Source organism: Melioribacteraceae bacterium, from assembly GCA_030584085.1.
In the GTDB taxonomy this organism is placed as follows: domain Bacteria; phylum Bacteroidota; class Ignavibacteria; order Ignavibacteriales; family Melioribacteraceae; genus SURF-28.
Genome location: CP129490.1, coordinates 360,222 through 377,304 on the forward strand (window position 1 = coordinate 360,222; position 17,083 = coordinate 377,304).

The window sequence follows — 17,083 nt, forward strand, 5'->3', positions numbered from 1 at the left end:
TCCTAGCAGATTAAGGAGAAGATTATTACTAAGATGTGATCTAAAACTCACTAATATTGAAGGACTGAATGGAAATATAGCCGTAAATGTTAAATTTGTAGATCGTCAAAGATCTGAATGGTGACAATGGTTTTAGTGCAAATTTACTAGTATAATTAAAGAAAAAGAAAATAACTTTCGATTATAGATTCTAGTAAATAAAATAACTTACATTTATACCGATGAATTAGAAAAAGATTATGAAGGTTTATTATGGAAAATTTGAACAAGAGAATTGCCGGTCGATTAAAAGTATTTGACGAATCCTTTGCAAAAAAAATACTTGAAAAACAATTTGAAGCACAACCTACTTTAAAAGAGAAGTACGGCGAAAAGCAAATTCATCATTACATTGAAGACACTAAATTTCATCTAAGCTATCTAGCTGAAGCAATTATAAATAACGAATCCGCTTTATTTAACGAATACCTGGCATGGGCTAAAACATTTTTCGAAAATCTTCCCGTAACTGATGACGAAATAATTATGAACCTTGAATTACTGAGGGATGAAATTGCATCGAATTTACCGGAAGAAATGTACAACGTTACAAATAAATATATTAATGAAGGGATTGAATACTACAAAATAAAATCACCTGTGCTTCCTTCTTTCATAAAAGATGAAAATCCGCAAAAGGAAATCGCGGAAAAGTATTTGAATTTTTTGATTGAAGGAGATAAAGTATCGGCTCATCAACTAATAATGAATGCTGTACAAAATGGAATCCCAATTAAGAATTTGTATCTAAACGTATTTCAAGTCTCACAGCAAGAGACGGGTCGTTTATGGCAGATGAGTAAAATATCTGTCGCACATGAACACTTTATAACTGCCGCAACTCAGTTAATAATGGCCCAGCTATATCCGTATATGTTTACATCAGTTAATAAAGATAAACGTGTTATAGTCTCATGCATTCAAGGTGAATTGCACGAAATTGGAGCAAGGATGGTTGCCGACATTTTTGAAATGGAAGGTTGGAATTCATATTACTTTGGTGCGAATACTCCAATTAGAAGTGTTATAGATAGTATCAATAAATATAATCCTCAAGTACTGGCTATATCTACTACAATGACGTTTAACTTATCATCTGTTTCCGATATGATTGAAAAAGTAAGATCCGAAATCGCTTCAAAAGATTTGAAAATTTTGGTCGGAGGATATCCATTTATAATTTCGGAAAAGTTATGGCAGAATATTGGTGCCGATGGTTTTGCTCCAAACGCAATTTCTGCTGTCAAACTTGCGGAAGAACTTATTACCCCAGAGGTTTAATTAAATGATTAATAATAATGTTGACGGACTTGTTATCTCATGCAGTAAAGAAGGCAGAATTACAACAGTTCATTTTTGCAGCTTGGGAATTAACGAAGAAAAAATAGATGGTAAATTATTTATTGAGCTTTTTAGAACAGAGTATATTCATACTGCTCTCGATTTTATAAATAAAATAAAAGAAGACTCCGCAGCTTTTGGATGGGAATTGTTCATGAATCCATCTATTAATAATAAACCATTTTTCTTTAGCGGATCTTTGATAGACAATGAAATTTTCATCATCGGCTCTCTCACAAAAGTGGATTTTGATAAATTCAATAAAGGTATGATGCTAATTAACAATGAACAGATAAATAAAATACGAGAATTAGAAAAAGAGAGAATAGAGAAAACTTTAAGTGAGCAAAAAACCGACGATAAAATTTTTGATGAACTAACAAGACTGAATAACGAACTTGTAACGATGCAAAGAGAATTAACCAAGAAAAACTTGGAGCTGGAAGAACTAAATAAACTTAAAAACCAATTTATAGGAATGGCCGCACATGATTTACGTAATCCTCTTGGTACTATTTTGAATTATGCTGAATTCTTAGAAGATGAATGTGATCCCTTTTCTAATGAACAAATTGAATTTCTTCATCATATAAAATCTCAAAGTTCGTTTATGCTTAGTCTTGTAAATGACTTGCTGGATGTTACTTCAATAGAATCCGGCAGTATAAAACTATCTCTTGAAGCGGTTGATGTTGCGGTACTAATATTCCAAATTATTCATTTAAATAAAGTGCTTGCCGATAAGAAAGAGATTGAAATTAATATCGATTCTCAAATACAATCATCTAGCTTATTGTTAGATAAAGGAAAAATTGAACAGGTTATAACCAATCTTTTAACAAATGCAATTAAGTACTCGGAAAAGAAAACTACAATTACTGTTTCGATTTATGCGGAGAAGGATCAAATAATTATTTCGGTCAAAGATCAAGGACAGGGTATTCCAAAAGATGAATTAAACCTACTGTTTAAGCCTTTCCAAAAAACCAGCGTAAAAAGTACTGACGGTGAAAAAAGTACCGGACTAGGGTTGTTCATTGTTAGAAAAATTGTTGAAGCACATAAAGGAAAAATTTGGGCTGAAAGTAAACCGGGTATTGGTTCTACTTTTTATGTAAGTCTGCCTTCAACTAGATAATATAGTAATTCTAAGACAGGTACATCAATTGTATGAATAATCATTTTCTATTGCAATTTCTATTGCAGTCATTTTCTTTAAAATTAAAAAGCCTCGTAAGTGCTTTACTTACAAGGCTTTAAGAGCGGGGCCGACGAGACTCGAACTCGCGACCTCCTGCGTGACAGGCAGTGGGATTTCTGCAATCCTGCTGTCAATTCCCAGCTTTTCGGCAGTCGGTACATAGTCGGTACATCCTTGAAGGAGTATTATTATGTTTCTTTCAAGAGATACAAAATCACCGTATTACCAAGTAATCTATTTTGTAAATGGTAAAAGAACCAAAATTTCTACACGAACGGCTAACAAAAAGGAAGCAGAAAAATTTCTAAAATCCTTTGTACCTCAGCAGAAAGAAAAGAAGGTTGAACCGGAAGAACCAAAAGAGAAAAAAGTTTCTATAAAACTAAGCTGCTTTATCGAAGAATATAAAACTTATGTACGCAACACATATTCTGAAAAATATCTTAAGAAAGCTGTGAGACCATCATTTATGGCTTTACAAAAAAATATTCCTGATATGCCGCTTAATCAGATTTCAACGAGAATCATTGATCAATTTATATCCTCAGCCTCAGCAATTTCCAAACATTCAGCGTCACTTTACCACCGCACCCTAAAAGCAGCATTTAATAAAGCTGTAGTTTGGAATTATCTTGAAGCTAACCCTTTCGATAAAATTAAAGCTCCCAAAGTTCCGAAATCCTTTCCTGTGTTTATTTCAGAAAGTGAACTAATCCTTATTCTAAACAATACTCAAATGCAGCTAATGAAAGATATATTTACAACAGCCTTTTATACTGGTATGCGTCTCGGCGAGTTAGTTAATATGAAGTGGAATTGGATTGACTTCAAAGAAAATATTATCACAGTTAAAAACTCAAGTGAATTCAATTCCAAGAACAAGCGTGAAAGAATTATTCCTATTCATCAGAAAGTACAAACTATTCTGCAAACTCGTTATCAATTAGGAAGGTTTGAAAATACTCTTGTCTTTTGTCGTTACGAAGGAATAAAATTAAATGAGGATTTTGTAAGCAAACAATTTAAAAAAGCAGTAAGAGAAGCAAAACTAAATGATAAAATTCATTTCCATACACTCCGTCATTCTTTCGCTTCGGCTCTTGTTCAACGTGGTATTTCTCTTTATGCTGTTAAAGAATTATTAGGTCATGGAAATATTAAAACAACTCAAATTTATTCTCATTTGCAGAAGGATAACTTAAGAGAAGCAGTCAATCTGTTATAGTCACATATCGCAATAATATCTACTATGCATATATTCCTATTTCTTACACGACAAATACTTTGAACGGGTTATCTTGTGTTTACTTTAATATGTAATAACTTTATCAGCAGATATAGCTAAATCGGTAAGTTCTTTTACATTACTATGTTCGGCGTTTTCGATTAACTTAGAATTCTTTTTATGAAAATTATTTGGCGAGTTTCAAAATCCTAAACGAACCCCGTATAACAACACTAAAAACAATTGCTCCGATAATTAAATCGGGTATTTTTGAATTAAGCAAACTCACCAGTATACCGGCTGCAATAACTCCGCCGTTTACAATTATATCGTTCGAAGTGAAAATCATACTTGCCTGAACGTGTGCTTCTTTACTTTTTGTTTTCTGCAGAATTATCAGCGAAGCGACATTACCGATCAATGCAAAGATTGAAACTATTATCATTGTCTGAAAATCGGGCAAACCTTCAAATCCGATGAATCTCCTCACAACTTCGATAAACCCGATTACAGCTAAGGTAGATTGAAAATAGCCGGCTAACTTTGCTACTAACTTTTTCCTTGAGATTGCTTTACCGACTGCCAATAAGCTCAACCCGTAAACAGCGGCATCGGCAAACATATCGAGTGAATCGGCAACAAGTCCCATCGATTTTGAAATCAATCCGGTTGTCATTTCTATAACAAAAAATGCAAAGTTGATGATCAGAACAGTCCACAGAAGTTTGGTCTGATTTGATTCTTCGGCGAGAAAGCTTTTTGACTCTTCGATTGGTTTGCTTTCAATAAAACGTGAATCCAAATTCAACTCATCTATGCTTTTGGTTATTTCATCATTGTCACCCGAATGAATTACGGATAGAGTTCTGTTGGTAAGATCAAAATCTAATCTTTTGATATTACTTAAACTTTCTAATTTCATTCTTACCATCTGCTCTTCGGCGGAGCAATCCATTTTTGAAATTCGGTAAGTCGATTTCGTTAAATATGATTCTGATTGCAATCTTTATCTCCCGGTTCTTCTATTTGAATTGTTGTATGCACTATATTGAATTTATCTCTGAGAGCTTCGCTTATTTTGTTAATTAGCTCATTGCTGCGACAGTTTTCTTTAGCTACTGCGTGAACAGTAAGAGCGGTTTCAGTAGTACTCATTGCCCAAATATGCAGATCGTGAAAGTTCTCTACTTCCCGTAAAGAATTAAGATAATTTTCAACCTCTTCTTTGTCTATGTCTTTAGGAACGGCATCGAGCGCTAAGCTTGTGGAATCTTTCAGTAAATCCCAGGTGCCCCAAAATATAATCAATGCTATTACAATACTTACTACCGGATCGAGCCAGTACAAATTTGTAAAAGTTAACACAACTCCCACTATTACAACGCCGAGAGAAATTCCGGCATCGGCAGCCATATGCAGAAATGCACCTTTTATGTTTAAGTCCTGCTTTCTACCGGAGAAAAAGAGAAATGCGGTTGCCGCGTTGATCACAACACCTATTCCGGCAACTATCATAATCGTGCTTCCTTCAATCTGCTGTGGTTCGGCAAATCTCCCGATCGCTTCCCAAATTATTATTCCGATAGCGACTAACAGAATCATAGCGTTTAAGAACGCTGCTAGCACGGAAGATTTTTTTAATCCGTAAGTATATTTTTCAGTTGCGGATTTTTTAACCAGATAACTCGCTACCCAAGCAATTACTAATCCAAGAACATCGCTAAGGTTATGTCCGGCATCGGCAATTAAAGCTAATGAATTTACTATTAAGCCGTATATTACTTCAACAACTATATAAACAACATTCAATGCAATACCGATTGCAAATGCTTTGCCGAAATCTTTTACTTCGTGCGTGTGTGAATGATTTTGTGACATTTTGTACTCTTTATTTTTTCAACAACATTTATCCTCTTTCTGCCTCGGCGGACAAACTACCGAACCGTATGAACAGAAAACACAGCAGTCGCCCTTCAAAGGTTTCAATAATTGCTTACAGTTTTCGCATTCGTAAAAATGCATACAAGCATCTTCCGGCATTATCAGCATTTTTTCAAATCCGCAGTTGGGGCATTTTATAGTTGATTCATATACAATATTTTTCATTTAAACACTCCTCGGCGCATACATAATTATTGCAATTCCCACAATACAAATTGCGGCTCCGATTAAATCATAATTATCGGGGGCTTTACCGTCTATCGTCCATCCCCACAAAATAGACATAACTACAAACACACCGCCGTAAGCCGCGTAAATTCTTCCGAAGTTCGGCGAAGACTGAAGAGTCGGAATTATTCCGTAAAAGAATAAAATAATTCCGCCGATTAATCCGAGCCAGATACTTTTTTCTTCTCGCAGCCAAAGCCAAACTAAATAACCGCCGCCTATTTCTGCAAGTCCGGCAAGGAAAAAAAGAAAGATTGATTTAAATAATTCCATTACTCATTTCCAATCTCATTTAGTGAAAATGATAATTTACAAAATATTAGATTGCCTTTTCACCTCTTTCATTCGTACGAATCTTGATAGTGTTGCTCACCTCAACTACAAATATTTTCCCGTCGCCGGGGTTGCCTGTATGGGCAATTCGTTGAATAGTATCCACAACTTCATCGACAATATCATTATGAACAACTAATTCCAGTTTCACTTTTTCAACATAATCGTGCAATCCTTCTCTTATTGCATCCTCGGAATCCTTAGCTTTTGATTTTCCGAAACCTTTGATCTCAGAAATTGTAATTCCGGGCAGTCCTTCAATTTTATGCAAAGCTGTAATTACATCATCTAATTTGAACGGTCTTATTATTGCTTTTATTTCTTTCATTTTTATTCTCCCATTATTCTATCTTACTTCTTACTTAGAGCAACCTCGAAGGAATTACCTTCGAGGTTTATTATATATTTAGTATTCGTGCTAATTAGTGAAATTAGTGTCTACATTTCACCTGTCCTTACTTTAACCGGGAACCACTTATACAATGCCGGCAAAACAATCAACGTAAGTATAGTAGAAGTAAACAACCCGCCGATAACAACCGTAGCAAGCGGTCTTTGAACTTCACTTCCGGTGCCGGTTGCAATAAGCAAGGGCATTAAACCCAGCATTGTTGTAAGAGCCGTCATCAATACCGGGCGTAGTCTAAGTTTCGCACCTTCAATCGATGCTTCATCAATTGGTATTCTTTCGCGCAGCAATTGATTCAGATATGTAACGAGTACCATTCCGTTCTGCAGAGCAATACCAAATAACGCAATAAATCCGACTGAAGCTGGCACTGAAAGGTTTTGATCGGTTAACCAAAGCGCGATGATTCCGCCAACAAGAGCAAGCGGGATATTTATAAATATCAGCAAGGTATTCTTCATTGAATTGAAGCTGGAATAGAGCAAGAAGAATACAATCAATAAAGTAATCGGGATGACAATTGCAAAACGTTTGTTCGCTTCCTGCTGCAGTTTATACTGCCCGCCCCAGGTTGTGTAATAACCAACCGGTAAGTTTACCTTTGCGTCAATTTCCTGCTGAGCTTCTTCAACAAAACCCCCGATATCTCTCCCGACAACATTACATTGAATTGTAATAAAACGTTGATTCTGCTCGCGTGTAATTTGACGCGGTCCTTCTATTTCTTCAATATCGGCAACCTGGCTTAACGGAACTTCCATTCCAGTCGGCGTGCTTATCAGTAGTTCTTTAATAACCGCTTTGTTATTTCTGTATTCCGGCGCTAAGCGGACAAAAATATCGAACCGTCTAATACCTTCGAAAATTTGTCCTGAAGTTTCTCCGCCGATTGCAGTTTTAATAACCTGCTGAACATCCGCAAGATTTAAACCGTAGCGCGCGATTGCGTGGCGGTCGACAGTAATTTTAAGCTGCGGTTTTCCGGTTACCTGGTCTACCTGTAAATCTTCCGCGCCTCTAACTGTTCGTAAAACCCCGGCTATTTTTTCCGCGTTACTTTTTAAAGATTTTAAATCCTCCCCGAAAAGTTTAACGGCAAGTTCAGCTTTAACGCCTTCGAGAAGTTCATCAACCGACATTTGAATAGGTTGTGTGAAGTTAACAAGTATGCCTGGAAAACCTTCAATCTTTTCACGTATGTCTGATTCCAGTTTTTCAAGTGTTATACCGCTTCGCCACATACTCTCATCCTTAAACACAATGAATGACTCGGCGCTGTTAATCGGATCTGTATGTGCTCCTACCTCGCCTCGCCCAATTCTTGTAATCGTCTCGTCAACTTCTGGAATCTCTTTTATTCTTTTTTCAATAAGCATTGTTGTTTTTTTGCTTTCATTAAGGGATATGGACGGAGCCATAGTAATTTTTACTATCAGAGTACCTTCTTGAAGTTGAGGAGTAAATTCCGATCCCAGCCTTGGGTAAAGAAATATTCCTGCAATAATAATTATTACTCCCAGAACTACCGCCGCAATCCGGTTCTTTACAAAAAACTTAATAACGGGATTATAAATTTTTAGCAGCAGCCGGATTATTAAATTCTCCTTCTGTTTATCACCATTAGTTTTTTTCCTCTTCTTTTTTAATAGGAATGAAGAATACACCGGGGCTAAAAGCATTGCAAAGATCAACGAACCAAGCATAGCGAGAGCAATTGTATAAGCGAGCGGTCTGAACGTTTTACCTTCAACTCCCTGTAAAGTAAACAAAGGAATGAAAACAGTAATAATAATTATTATAGAAAAGATAATGGGACGCAGAACTTCTTTACTTGCTTTAGCAACAATATGAATAAAATTTTCATCCGGTGATGATTCCCGTTTCAGCCTGTCCACATTTTCAACAAGTACAATACTCCCGTCCACCATCATTCCGATGGCGATTGCGAGCCCGCCGAAGGACATTAAGTTGATAGAAATACCGAAATACTCCATTCCGATAAATGCGAATAAAACTGAAAATGGAATTGAAACTGCAACAACAATACTCGGTCTTATCGATCCCATAAACAAAATCAATACAATTGCAACAAGTGCGATTCCTTGTAATAGAGCATTGGTGACGGTATTTACGGCAGCTTCAACAAGTGATTTTTGCTCGTAATAAGGAACGATCTCTATTCCTTCGGGAAGAGTTTTGTTTATCTCTTCCATCTTTTTTTCAACATCGCTGATTACAGTTGATGAGTTTGTTCCAAAAAGTTTAATTACCTGACCGGATATCACTTCCTCAATTCCGTTTCTTGTTTGAAGTCCTCTCCTTACCGCCCCGCCTATTTCAATATTCGCAACTTGGTCCAAATAAATAGGCGTACCGTCTTCTGATTTAATTACGATATTTTCCAGATCTTCAATTTTTGTTGCGAGTCCAACCGAACGGACTAAAAATTCTTCGGCATCTTTTTCGATAAATGATGCTCCTACGTTCAGATTGTTTTTCTTAATTATATCCACCAGATCATTCACTGCAATATCGTATCGTAGTAATGCGTTCGGATTCACAACTACGTGAAATTGTTTTTCCCATCCGCCGATACCGAGTACTTCGGTAACGCCGGGAACGGTTTGAAGCTGGTACTTAATAATCCAATCCTGGATGGTTCTAAGTTCGGTAAGGGAATATTTACCGGTTGTATCGTCGAGATAATAAAAAAGAACCAAACCCATTCCGGTTGAGATAGGTCCCATTTGCGGGTCGCCGAATCCTTCCGGTATTTGCTCGCGAGCTTCCTGCAGTCTTTCGTTTACAACTTGTCTTGCAAAATAAATATCCGTCCCATCCTCGAAGTAAATATTAACTACGGATAAACCGAAGTTTGAAACGGAACGAATGTTTTCCAAATTCGGCAGCCCGTTCATTGATGTTTCGATAGGAAAAGTTACATACTTTTCAACTTCCTCGGGCGCAAGTCCTTCGGTAACTGTAAAGACCTGAACAAGCGAAGGAGATACATCCGGGAATGCATCAATCGGTAAATTTTTATAGCTAAAATAACCGCCCGCAAAAACAACTATCGCTAGAACAGAGATCAGCAGCCGGTTTTTTAACGCAAAATCTATTATTCTATTCATTTAAGTCCTCCTAAAATTAATGATCGTCATCGCCGCCGAACGATTCTTTCAACAATTCCGATTTAATTACAAAAGCTCCTTCGGCAATGTAAGTTTGCCCGGCATTCAAACCGGTTAACACTTCGGCGTAATTTGTATTCGTTTTTCCAATAGTTACCGGCTGCGGTCTAAAACTTTCACCATCTTTTACGAACACGACTTTCTGTCCTTCGAAGTTTTGAATTGCGTTGAGAGTTACGGCTTGATCTACTTCAACAAAATCGGTAAGTACTTTCCCCGTTATAAACATACCGGGTTTCCAGTAACCGGACGAATTATTCAAACGTACTCTTGCCGTTGCCGTGCGGGTATGTTCATCTACGGTAGGACTTATATAGAATATTTTTCCATTTATGGCATTTTCAATATCGTTAAAATAAATTTGAGCGCTCTGCCCTAATTTAATATCATCAATATCTTTTTGATATACGGTCAATTCAGCCCAAACAGAACTTAGATCAGCAACGGTAACAATATGTTTGTCGTCTCCGATCAATTCTCCGGGTGTCATATGAAGATCGAGAACAACTCCGTCGATTGAAGATTTAACTTCGTATGTAACAAGACTTTCGTTACTTTCTATAACTGCAATCACTTCATCTTTTTTAACTCTATCACCAATTTCTTTATAAACGCTTTTCACTACACCGGCAAACCTCGGAACAATGTGAGCAAGTTTATCCGGGTCGGGTACAATTTCGCCGGTTAAATCGGTATGCATCTGTAATTTTTTTGAACCGACTTTATCAAGTTTAATTCCGAGTTCGTTAATTTCGGTATCGGAAAGAGCTACAAGTTCTTCTTCGGTATGTTCTTCTCCTGCTTCTTCGGTATGCCCGGCTTCTTCCAAATGAACATCTTCACTACTTTTACCAAAAAATGTCACCGCCGCAAGGGTTAGAACTACTCCAACAGCTATACCAATAATTAAGAATATATATTTATTTTTCTTTTCCATTTCGTTAATCCCTTAATTTATTTCCTTTGCAATTAGTCCTTCAATTTCGATTTGAGTTGAATGAATTTGCCCGATAATATTCAGATACTGATTCTGAAGCTCAAACAATGTTCTTTCGGCATCCAGCACGTCAATAATGGCAAATCTTCCTACAAGATTTCCTTCTTTAATTATTTGGAAAGCGTCTTCCGCTTCCGGGATTGACTCGCTGTTTAACTGAGCAGCGGTCTCTATTAATGTGTTCAACCTTTTATAAAGAACATTTAACTGCAGAGTTAATCTGTTTTTAACAGAAAAGTATTCTCTTTGCTTTTGATCTACGCGAATTTTTGCTTCCTGAATTGCGCCTTGATTTCTATCAAAGATAAGAAGCGGTATCGATGCTCCGACCAAAAATGTGTTGGCTTTTGCGTCATTTAATCTTTTGAATCCAACGCTTATTGTTAAATCGGGGACTGCCTTCGATTCTTCGAGATTTACAATTGCGGTTTGTTTGTCATACTCACTTTCATATCTCTTGAGTTTCGGGTTATTCGTCAACTGGTTTAAGAGTGAGTCGTAACTCGGAACATCAACCGGGTATTCAAGTTCGCCAATGAGTTCGTCTATAGTTAAATCCGGCTGATAAATCAGCGAGAGCAGCTCCGATTTGTAATTTTCATATTCCGATTTCAAACGGTTCAAGTCAATCCGTAGAGAGTTTAGAATTATCTTAGCCCTGGATACCTCAGCCGGAGAAATTTTCCCGGCATCAACCCGTTTCTGCAGATTTACAACAAACTCTTTCGATACTTTTATAAGTTCTTCGTTTTTTTCAATCAGAAGCTGTACGGCTAAAGCTTGTTGAAAAGCTTTTCTTATATCCGTAATAATTTCTATTCTCTTTGTTTCATAATCCCATTCAGCCAGCGAGATGTTCGTTTCGGCAACTTTAACCCGTTTACTTATTTTACCGGCAAGTAAAATATCCTGGCTCAAGACCGCTGTTATTTCACTGTTGTCGAAACCGTTGAAGTCTTTACTTCCTAATATATTTTCGGCTTCAACTTCAAACTCGGGATTAGGCATTAAACCGCTCTGGATCTTTGCTGCTCCAAGCGCATCGATTTCATAATGTAAAGTTTTTAGTTCGGGATTATTCTGAACCGCTAATGAAACTGCTTTTTCAATAGTTAATTTACCGCTTGTTTGTCCGTTTGTAGATAAAGACAGAAGACTAAACAGTACGAATACTATACACATTACTCTGTGCATAAAAACTCCTTTAGTTTTTACTCTAATAATTTTTTAGAATGTTTTTAGGTTAAATAAAGTTTATGGTTGGTATCAAATGATGAGGGATACGGTAGTGTAATTCTCTAAGGGTTGATCTATTAATTGATAAAAATTATTTGAATAGAATCTGTCTTTATTGTTATAAGTTTCTATTGGAATAAAAGTAAATGTAGCAATGCAAACCGTTAATACAATTTTACTTTTGGGGAGGAACTGCTCTTCTTCAAAACAATTTTCTTCTAAAGATACATCTTCGCAAGATTGTTGTTTTATTTCTACACCATCGGTCTGATCAAAATAATTTACGTTATTACATTCGGTACAGTCATCTACTTTTTCTATTGCTATATGACCATCACTGCCTGTGCATAAAACATACTCGGACATCAAGTCGTGAGCGAATGTCAGATGACTGATGAATATCAGTAGTAAAAGTATGTGGGTTGATTTATTTATAAAATTGTAATTCATTACTCTTCAGTATGTTCTTTAATTTTTTCAATCGCATCATTGATATGTTTATCGTCAATGGAATAAAAAACCATTTTACCATCTTTTCTATATTTAACTAATCTCGCATTTCTTAATAATCTTAATTGATGCGAAACAGTTGAAACATTTGAGTCCACCGCCGCTGCAAGATCGCAAACACAAAGTTCGCTGTTAATAAGTGATAGAACAATTTTCAAACGAGTTGGTTCCCCAAGTAATTTGAAAATTTCCGCCATCTCGAGAACTTGTTCAGTATCGGCAATTTTCTTTTGGGCTTGCGCGACTTTCTTTTCATCAACAATTTCAACTTCGCAAACCGGCGCAATCTTTTCTTTTTTCATTCCCTAATGTAATTACATTTGCACATATGTGCAAATGTTATAGCTAAAGCAATAAGGTTTTCTTTTGAGTAGAATTTTTAATCCTCTGCGGTACATTTTTCGTCATTCCTTTTATTACGCATTAGTTCAACGTGGTATTTCACGGAATGCAGTAAAAGAATTGATGGGTCACGGAAATATTAAAACAACTCAAACTTGTCCGCCATTTGGCGGATTTGATCTCATCTTCAAAAAGAAAACCTATTAGAAGCGGTTAATTTATTATAAAAATTTACACCTTAAGCGTACTCTTTTTACTTTAAGAGTACGCTTCAACATTGACCCTAATATGTTCCGTTTTATTTCCCAAAACGTTACTTGAGCCGTTATTTTTTATACCCTTCCTATTAGGATTCTTACCCATACGGTAGAGGTATAGCGGACAATCTGTAATAATACATTCTCGAACTTCTTTTTTAGAACCGCCCGAGCAATCAAAACAATGTTTCTTTATGGCTTTCACTGGTGTTAAGTGCATTTTTGTATTCCTTATATTTTTAATCATAAACTCTTGGCCGCAATTTCCTGTCAAAATTTTACCCGATAAATTCCATGCATAATTTCCGTCCATCCTGTCCAAACTATGCAGCTTCCTTTTCTTCTTTCTTATAAAACCTAATATTCCTTTTCCCACCGGATTTACTTTCCTGTACCTCATAGTTTTTAACCTTACCCCAAACCTTCAACCACCTGGTAAACTTGCTTTGAGTGAGTTTGTCGAAATCTTCATACTCTTTCTTGAAGCTTTCATATAATTCTTTCTTCTCATACTCTTTACCGATTCCAATTATATCTTCCGCAAACTCAACGAATTCTTGACACGTTTCATCAATCATTTTTTTCTTATCAAGATTTACAAATTCATAAGTTACTAGTCCCTTCTTAAGGTACAACTGCAGACATCCAATCATAAAATTATCAAAGTTACTCCATTCATCATCAGTCCAACTTCCAAAGAAAGGCTTTCCAAAATCGTGCACGGGTCTATGTGTCTTATTGTAGTAATCTGAAAACTCAATAATAAACTGCCGGTCCATTGTTGAATCATCAACTCCGGAAATCGAAAAGTTTGTTGATATAACTACTTTCGGCGATTCACTATAACCAATATGAATTTCATCTTTGTTTTTTCTTTCAATGGTAATCCCATCCGTAATAATCGAGAACAATCTTTCAAACGGAAATTTCTCTCTAATATCTTCAAATCCAATAATGTTTGTATCTGCCTTAACTCTCTGGAAAGCAAAATTCTTTGAAGGATTAAAATTTCTCCCATCTTCAACTACTACATTCCTCACCTTAGATATTGACTTAATAACTAGACCTTTCCCGCTTCTGCCAAATGCGCCATCGCTTAACTTTTCATCAATAAAAACAATGGATTTTGTTATTGAAGGATCTTTATAGGTGTGCAGCAAATAACCAATTGCGCTTTTTAATGCCTCGTATCTTTTAACTTCGCTCCGGCAAACATTAAACAGAAAATCCTCAAATACACTTCGCCTACTGCTTTCAACAAAGTTTCGATCTATAATCTGCTTCTTCCAGATGTGTTTATTAATATTCTTATAGTTGTGAAAATCAATCCTACTTATACTCACTTCTACAAAACCATTCTTGAAATAAAAATACCCTGTATCAAAAGTGTCTTTATTAAACTCAATATTCCTGGTAATCAAAAATTCAAGAAACTGTTGTGTGAAAAGTTGATTTGCAGATTTAATTAGTGCCTCTATTATTTCATTTCTGCTCGTACCTTCAAATTCTTCCGTTGCCATTCGCTCCAAATAGTTCATCACAAATTCTTTTACATCAACACTGTCAATCTCCTCAACAATGTTGTTTTCAACTCTTACAAATAGATGATTAGACTCCATCTTATATTTACAGAAGCCTTCACTTTCCAGAAATTTCTTAAATCGAATCCGCGAGATTTTTATCTTTTCATTTTCACGAAACCAAAATTTTATTACCGGCTTTTTCCAGCCGTAGATTTCTGCAATGTGATAAATAGTTCCCAGCGTAACCCTGCCATCATAATCTTTAACAAGCGACTCAAATTTTTTCTTCAACTCAAGTTCGGTGTCATTATAGCTTGGGTTTTTAAGACTCATTTCAATAAAATACTTTTCGCCCTGTTCGTTCAAGGGTACTAGTGCAAAACCGATTTTATACCACTCTTCATAACTTCCATCCGGTAGATTATGAGAAAGATAATCAAGCGCACTTTCCAACCTTGTTTTATCATAGTAGACCTTTTCAGCTTTTCTACCATCTTTAGTATTTTTCACTTTGCTCTCTGCGCTTTGCGCCTCTATCACACAAAACTTTTCTAGGCACTCAATCACTTTATCTAATTCAACATAGGAGGGGGGTTCTTCTGGGTTATCAAAGTAGAAATTATAAATACCACCACTTTCGTGCATTGAAGGAGGTAAAGCTGTTTGACAGTTTTTCCACCGTAATTCAAGATGTTTGCAGTAACTATCTTTCTTTAACTTAAATTTATAAACCGCTTTTTCTCCACCGACTCTATGGAAAGGATTTCCCTCTCCCTCTGGGAGAGGGCTAGGGTGAGGGCTCCTGATATAAATATGAAATCCTTCACCGCTCCCGCTCTGCACAACCCAACAATATTTTTCCGGTAATCCCAATTCCTCTAATATCAATTCAACAATCTCAAAATCCTCAACAACATCTAAATCAAGACATCGCCAATCGCTAATGCCCTGTATTCCGCCAAGTCCGGTAGAACCACTCCAATTCATCTTTTCAATATCATCTTCGGTTTGTATAGTATTCTGCCATCTGTCCCATTCAATCATTGGTCTTTTGCCTTTCAGCGGCAGTACATTTATTCCCATTCTACTTTTATAATTTTTAGCTAATTTTTTATATGTACTCATAATATTACTCCGTTAAATATTCTCTAAATAATTCCTTTCCGTATGGGCGAGGGCTATAGTCTATTAACCGCATCCCTCAGTTCGTCCAAATCAATTCCCGCATAATACCGGGTCGTTACATTTACAGAAGAATGACCGAGCAACTTTGAAACGGTAAATATTGGAACCTTATTACTTGCCCATCGTGTAGCTGCAGTTGCACGTAAACAATGCCAGTGAAGTTCATCCGGTAGTCTTGCTTCCTTTATTACTTTCTTTAATGTTTTTGAAACAGTATCCTTTTTATATTGCTTTCCGTTACTCAGTACAAAAACAAATTCTCTCAGAATTTTACTCTTCTCAAGTTGCCGATTCGAATTCCTTAATAAGATTCTTTCCATTCTTTCATTAAAAGGAATCCTTCTCACTTTTTTAGATTTCGTTTTGAACAGTTTATTCCCAATGGTTATTACCTTATTCCTAAAATCGACATCGCTCCATCTCAAATTATTTTCTTCATCTAATCTTAATCCTGTTTCCACTGCAAAGAGAACCATATCCGCAATAACATCTTTGCCCTTTGCAGTGAGTCTTTCACAGACGATTTTTATCTGATCCTCAGTGAATACAACCGGCTCATCTTTTTGTCTTTTGGGTAATTTTACTTTTAGGAAGGGGTTAGAAGAAATATAATTCCAGTCCACGAAAACATTAAATATTGTTCTATATATTTTTAGGTAATTGTAACAACCGAGCGGAGCAGTCTTGGAAATCTTCATCATTAAATTTTCTGCATCTTTTCGCTCAATTGTCTTGAGTGCTCTGTTTCCTGGAATAAATTCTAAGAATCTTCTTTCAGCGGTCTTTGCAGTTGCAACAGATTTTTTTGAAAGATTAAACTCAATAAGATGATTGTACTCACTGAAACCCTGTTCAACAGTTATCGTTTCTTTTACAGTCTGATGATTTCCAATACCAAGCAATCCCGCAAGCAGCTTTATCTTTTCCATATCCTCAGCAGAAAAGTGTTTGAACATCTGCATAGGATCTATGTTGCTCCCGGTATTATGCATCTCACTATTTATGTTATTTAATCCTTCCATCTCAGTCTTGTTTTAACCCTTCCAAAGATTAATTATTTGCCAAAGTTTTTTACCAATCATCCAATCACTCAATCAACCAATCTTCGTATTTCCGGTTGCTGAG

16 protein-coding genes are annotated in these 17,083 nt (G+C 36.2%); 4 read left to right on the forward strand and 12 right to left on the reverse strand.

What is annotated here, in order from left to right:
- The first annotated feature begins 252 nt into the window (after positions 1 to 252).
- The 3 genes from QY331_01635 (at position 253) to QY331_01645 (ending at position 3,806) form a co-directional block, all read left to right on the forward strand.
- Positions 253 to 1,320 carry a cobalamin-dependent protein gene (locus tag QY331_01635; protein ID WKZ69954.1) on the forward strand — a complete coding sequence of 356 codons (1,068 nt, stop codon included), beginning with the start codon at positions 253 to 255 and terminating at the stop codon, positions 1,318 to 1,320.
- Between the two features lie 4 nt (positions 1,321 to 1,324).
- Positions 1,325 to 2,518 (forward strand): HAMP domain-containing sensor histidine kinase, encoded by a 1,194-nt coding sequence (locus QY331_01640; protein WKZ69955.1) that lies wholly within the window; start codon positions 1,325 to 1,327, stop codon positions 2,516 to 2,518.
- Positions 2,519 to 2,771: 253 nt separating this feature from the next.
- Entirely contained in the window at positions 2,772 to 3,806 is a 1,035-nt protein-coding gene (locus QY331_01645; protein ID WKZ69956.1) for a tyrosine-type recombinase/integrase, read from the forward strand.
- Between the two features lie 187 nt (positions 3,807 to 3,993).
- On the opposite strand, the gene QY331_01650 is transcribed toward QY331_01645, so the two are convergent.
- The 10 genes from QY331_01650 to QY331_01695 all read right to left on the reverse strand — a co-directional run bounded on the left by QY331_01650 (position 3,994) and on the right by QY331_01695 (position 12,953).
- Positions 3,994 to 4,728 (reverse strand): cation transporter, encoded by a 735-nt coding sequence (locus tag QY331_01650; protein ID WKZ69957.1) that lies wholly within the window; start codon positions 4,726 to 4,728, stop codon positions 3,994 to 3,996.
- Between the two features lie 59 nt (positions 4,729 to 4,787).
- Positions 4,788 to 5,684 carry a cation diffusion facilitator family transporter gene (locus QY331_01655; protein WKZ69958.1) on the reverse strand — a complete coding sequence of 299 codons (897 nt, stop codon included), beginning with the start codon at positions 5,682 to 5,684 and terminating at the stop codon, positions 4,788 to 4,790.
- Positions 5,685 to 5,702: 18 nt separating this feature from the next.
- Positions 5,703 to 5,912 carry a GDCCVxC domain-containing (seleno)protein gene (locus QY331_01660; protein WKZ69959.1) on the reverse strand — a complete coding sequence of 70 codons (210 nt, stop codon included), beginning with the start codon at positions 5,910 to 5,912 and terminating at the stop codon, positions 5,703 to 5,705.
- Positions 5,913 to 6,248: a YnfA family protein gene (locus QY331_01665; GenBank protein WKZ69960.1), complete on the reverse strand. Its 336-nt coding sequence runs from the start codon at positions 6,246 to 6,248 to the stop codon at positions 5,913 to 5,915.
- Between the two features lie 46 nt (positions 6,249 to 6,294).
- Positions 6,295 to 6,636: a P-II family nitrogen regulator gene (locus QY331_01670; protein ID WKZ69961.1), complete on the reverse strand. Its 342-nt coding sequence runs from the start codon at positions 6,634 to 6,636 to the stop codon at positions 6,295 to 6,297.
- Positions 6,637 to 6,746: 110 nt separating this feature from the next.
- Entirely contained in the window at positions 6,747 to 9,848 is a 3,102-nt protein-coding gene (locus tag QY331_01675) for a CusA/CzcA family heavy metal efflux RND transporter (protein ID WKZ69962.1), read from the reverse strand.
- Positions 9,849 to 9,864: 16 nt separating this feature from the next.
- Positions 9,865 to 10,845: an efflux RND transporter periplasmic adaptor subunit gene (locus tag QY331_01680; GenBank protein ID WKZ69963.1), complete on the reverse strand. Its 981-nt coding sequence runs from the start codon at positions 10,843 to 10,845 to the stop codon at positions 9,865 to 9,867.
- A 12-nt stretch (positions 10,846 to 10,857) separates the two neighbouring features.
- A complete protein-coding gene (locus QY331_01685; GenBank protein ID WKZ69964.1) occupies positions 10,858 to 12,099 on the reverse strand; it encodes a TolC family protein in 1,242 nt (413 codons plus the stop codon).
- A 72-nt stretch (positions 12,100 to 12,171) separates the two neighbouring features.
- Positions 12,172 to 12,591 (reverse strand): hypothetical protein, encoded by a 420-nt coding sequence (locus QY331_01690; GenBank protein ID WKZ69965.1) that lies wholly within the window; start codon positions 12,589 to 12,591, stop codon positions 12,172 to 12,174.
- Positions 12,591 to 12,953, reverse strand: a complete 363-nt coding sequence (locus QY331_01695; GenBank protein WKZ69966.1) for a metalloregulator ArsR/SmtB family transcription factor — start codon at positions 12,951 to 12,953, stop codon at positions 12,591 to 12,593. Before QY331_01695 ends, QY331_01690 begins: the two co-directional genes overlap by 1 nt.
- A gap of 64 nt (positions 12,954 to 13,017) precedes the next feature.
- On the opposite strand from QY331_01695, the gene QY331_01700 reads away from it, so the two are divergent.
- Positions 13,018 to 13,200 carry a tyrosine-type recombinase/integrase gene (locus tag QY331_01700; protein ID WKZ69967.1) on the forward strand — a complete coding sequence of 61 codons (183 nt, stop codon included), beginning with the start codon at positions 13,018 to 13,020 and terminating at the stop codon, positions 13,198 to 13,200.
- Positions 13,201 to 13,573: 373 nt separating this feature from the next.
- Here the strand turns inward: QY331_01700 and QY331_01705 are convergent, their stop codons facing one another.
- The gene (locus QY331_01705; GenBank protein ID WKZ69968.1) at positions 13,574 to 15,898 is read right to left on the reverse strand and encodes a bifunctional DNA primase/polymerase; all 2,325 of its coding nucleotides are present in this window, start codon (positions 15,896 to 15,898) and stop codon (positions 13,574 to 13,576) included.
- A gap of 53 nt (positions 15,899 to 15,951) precedes the next feature.
- A complete protein-coding gene (locus QY331_01710; GenBank protein ID WKZ69969.1) occupies positions 15,952 to 16,980 on the reverse strand; it encodes a site-specific integrase in 1,029 nt (342 codons plus the stop codon).
- Positions 16,981 to 17,083: the final 103 nt, after the last annotated feature.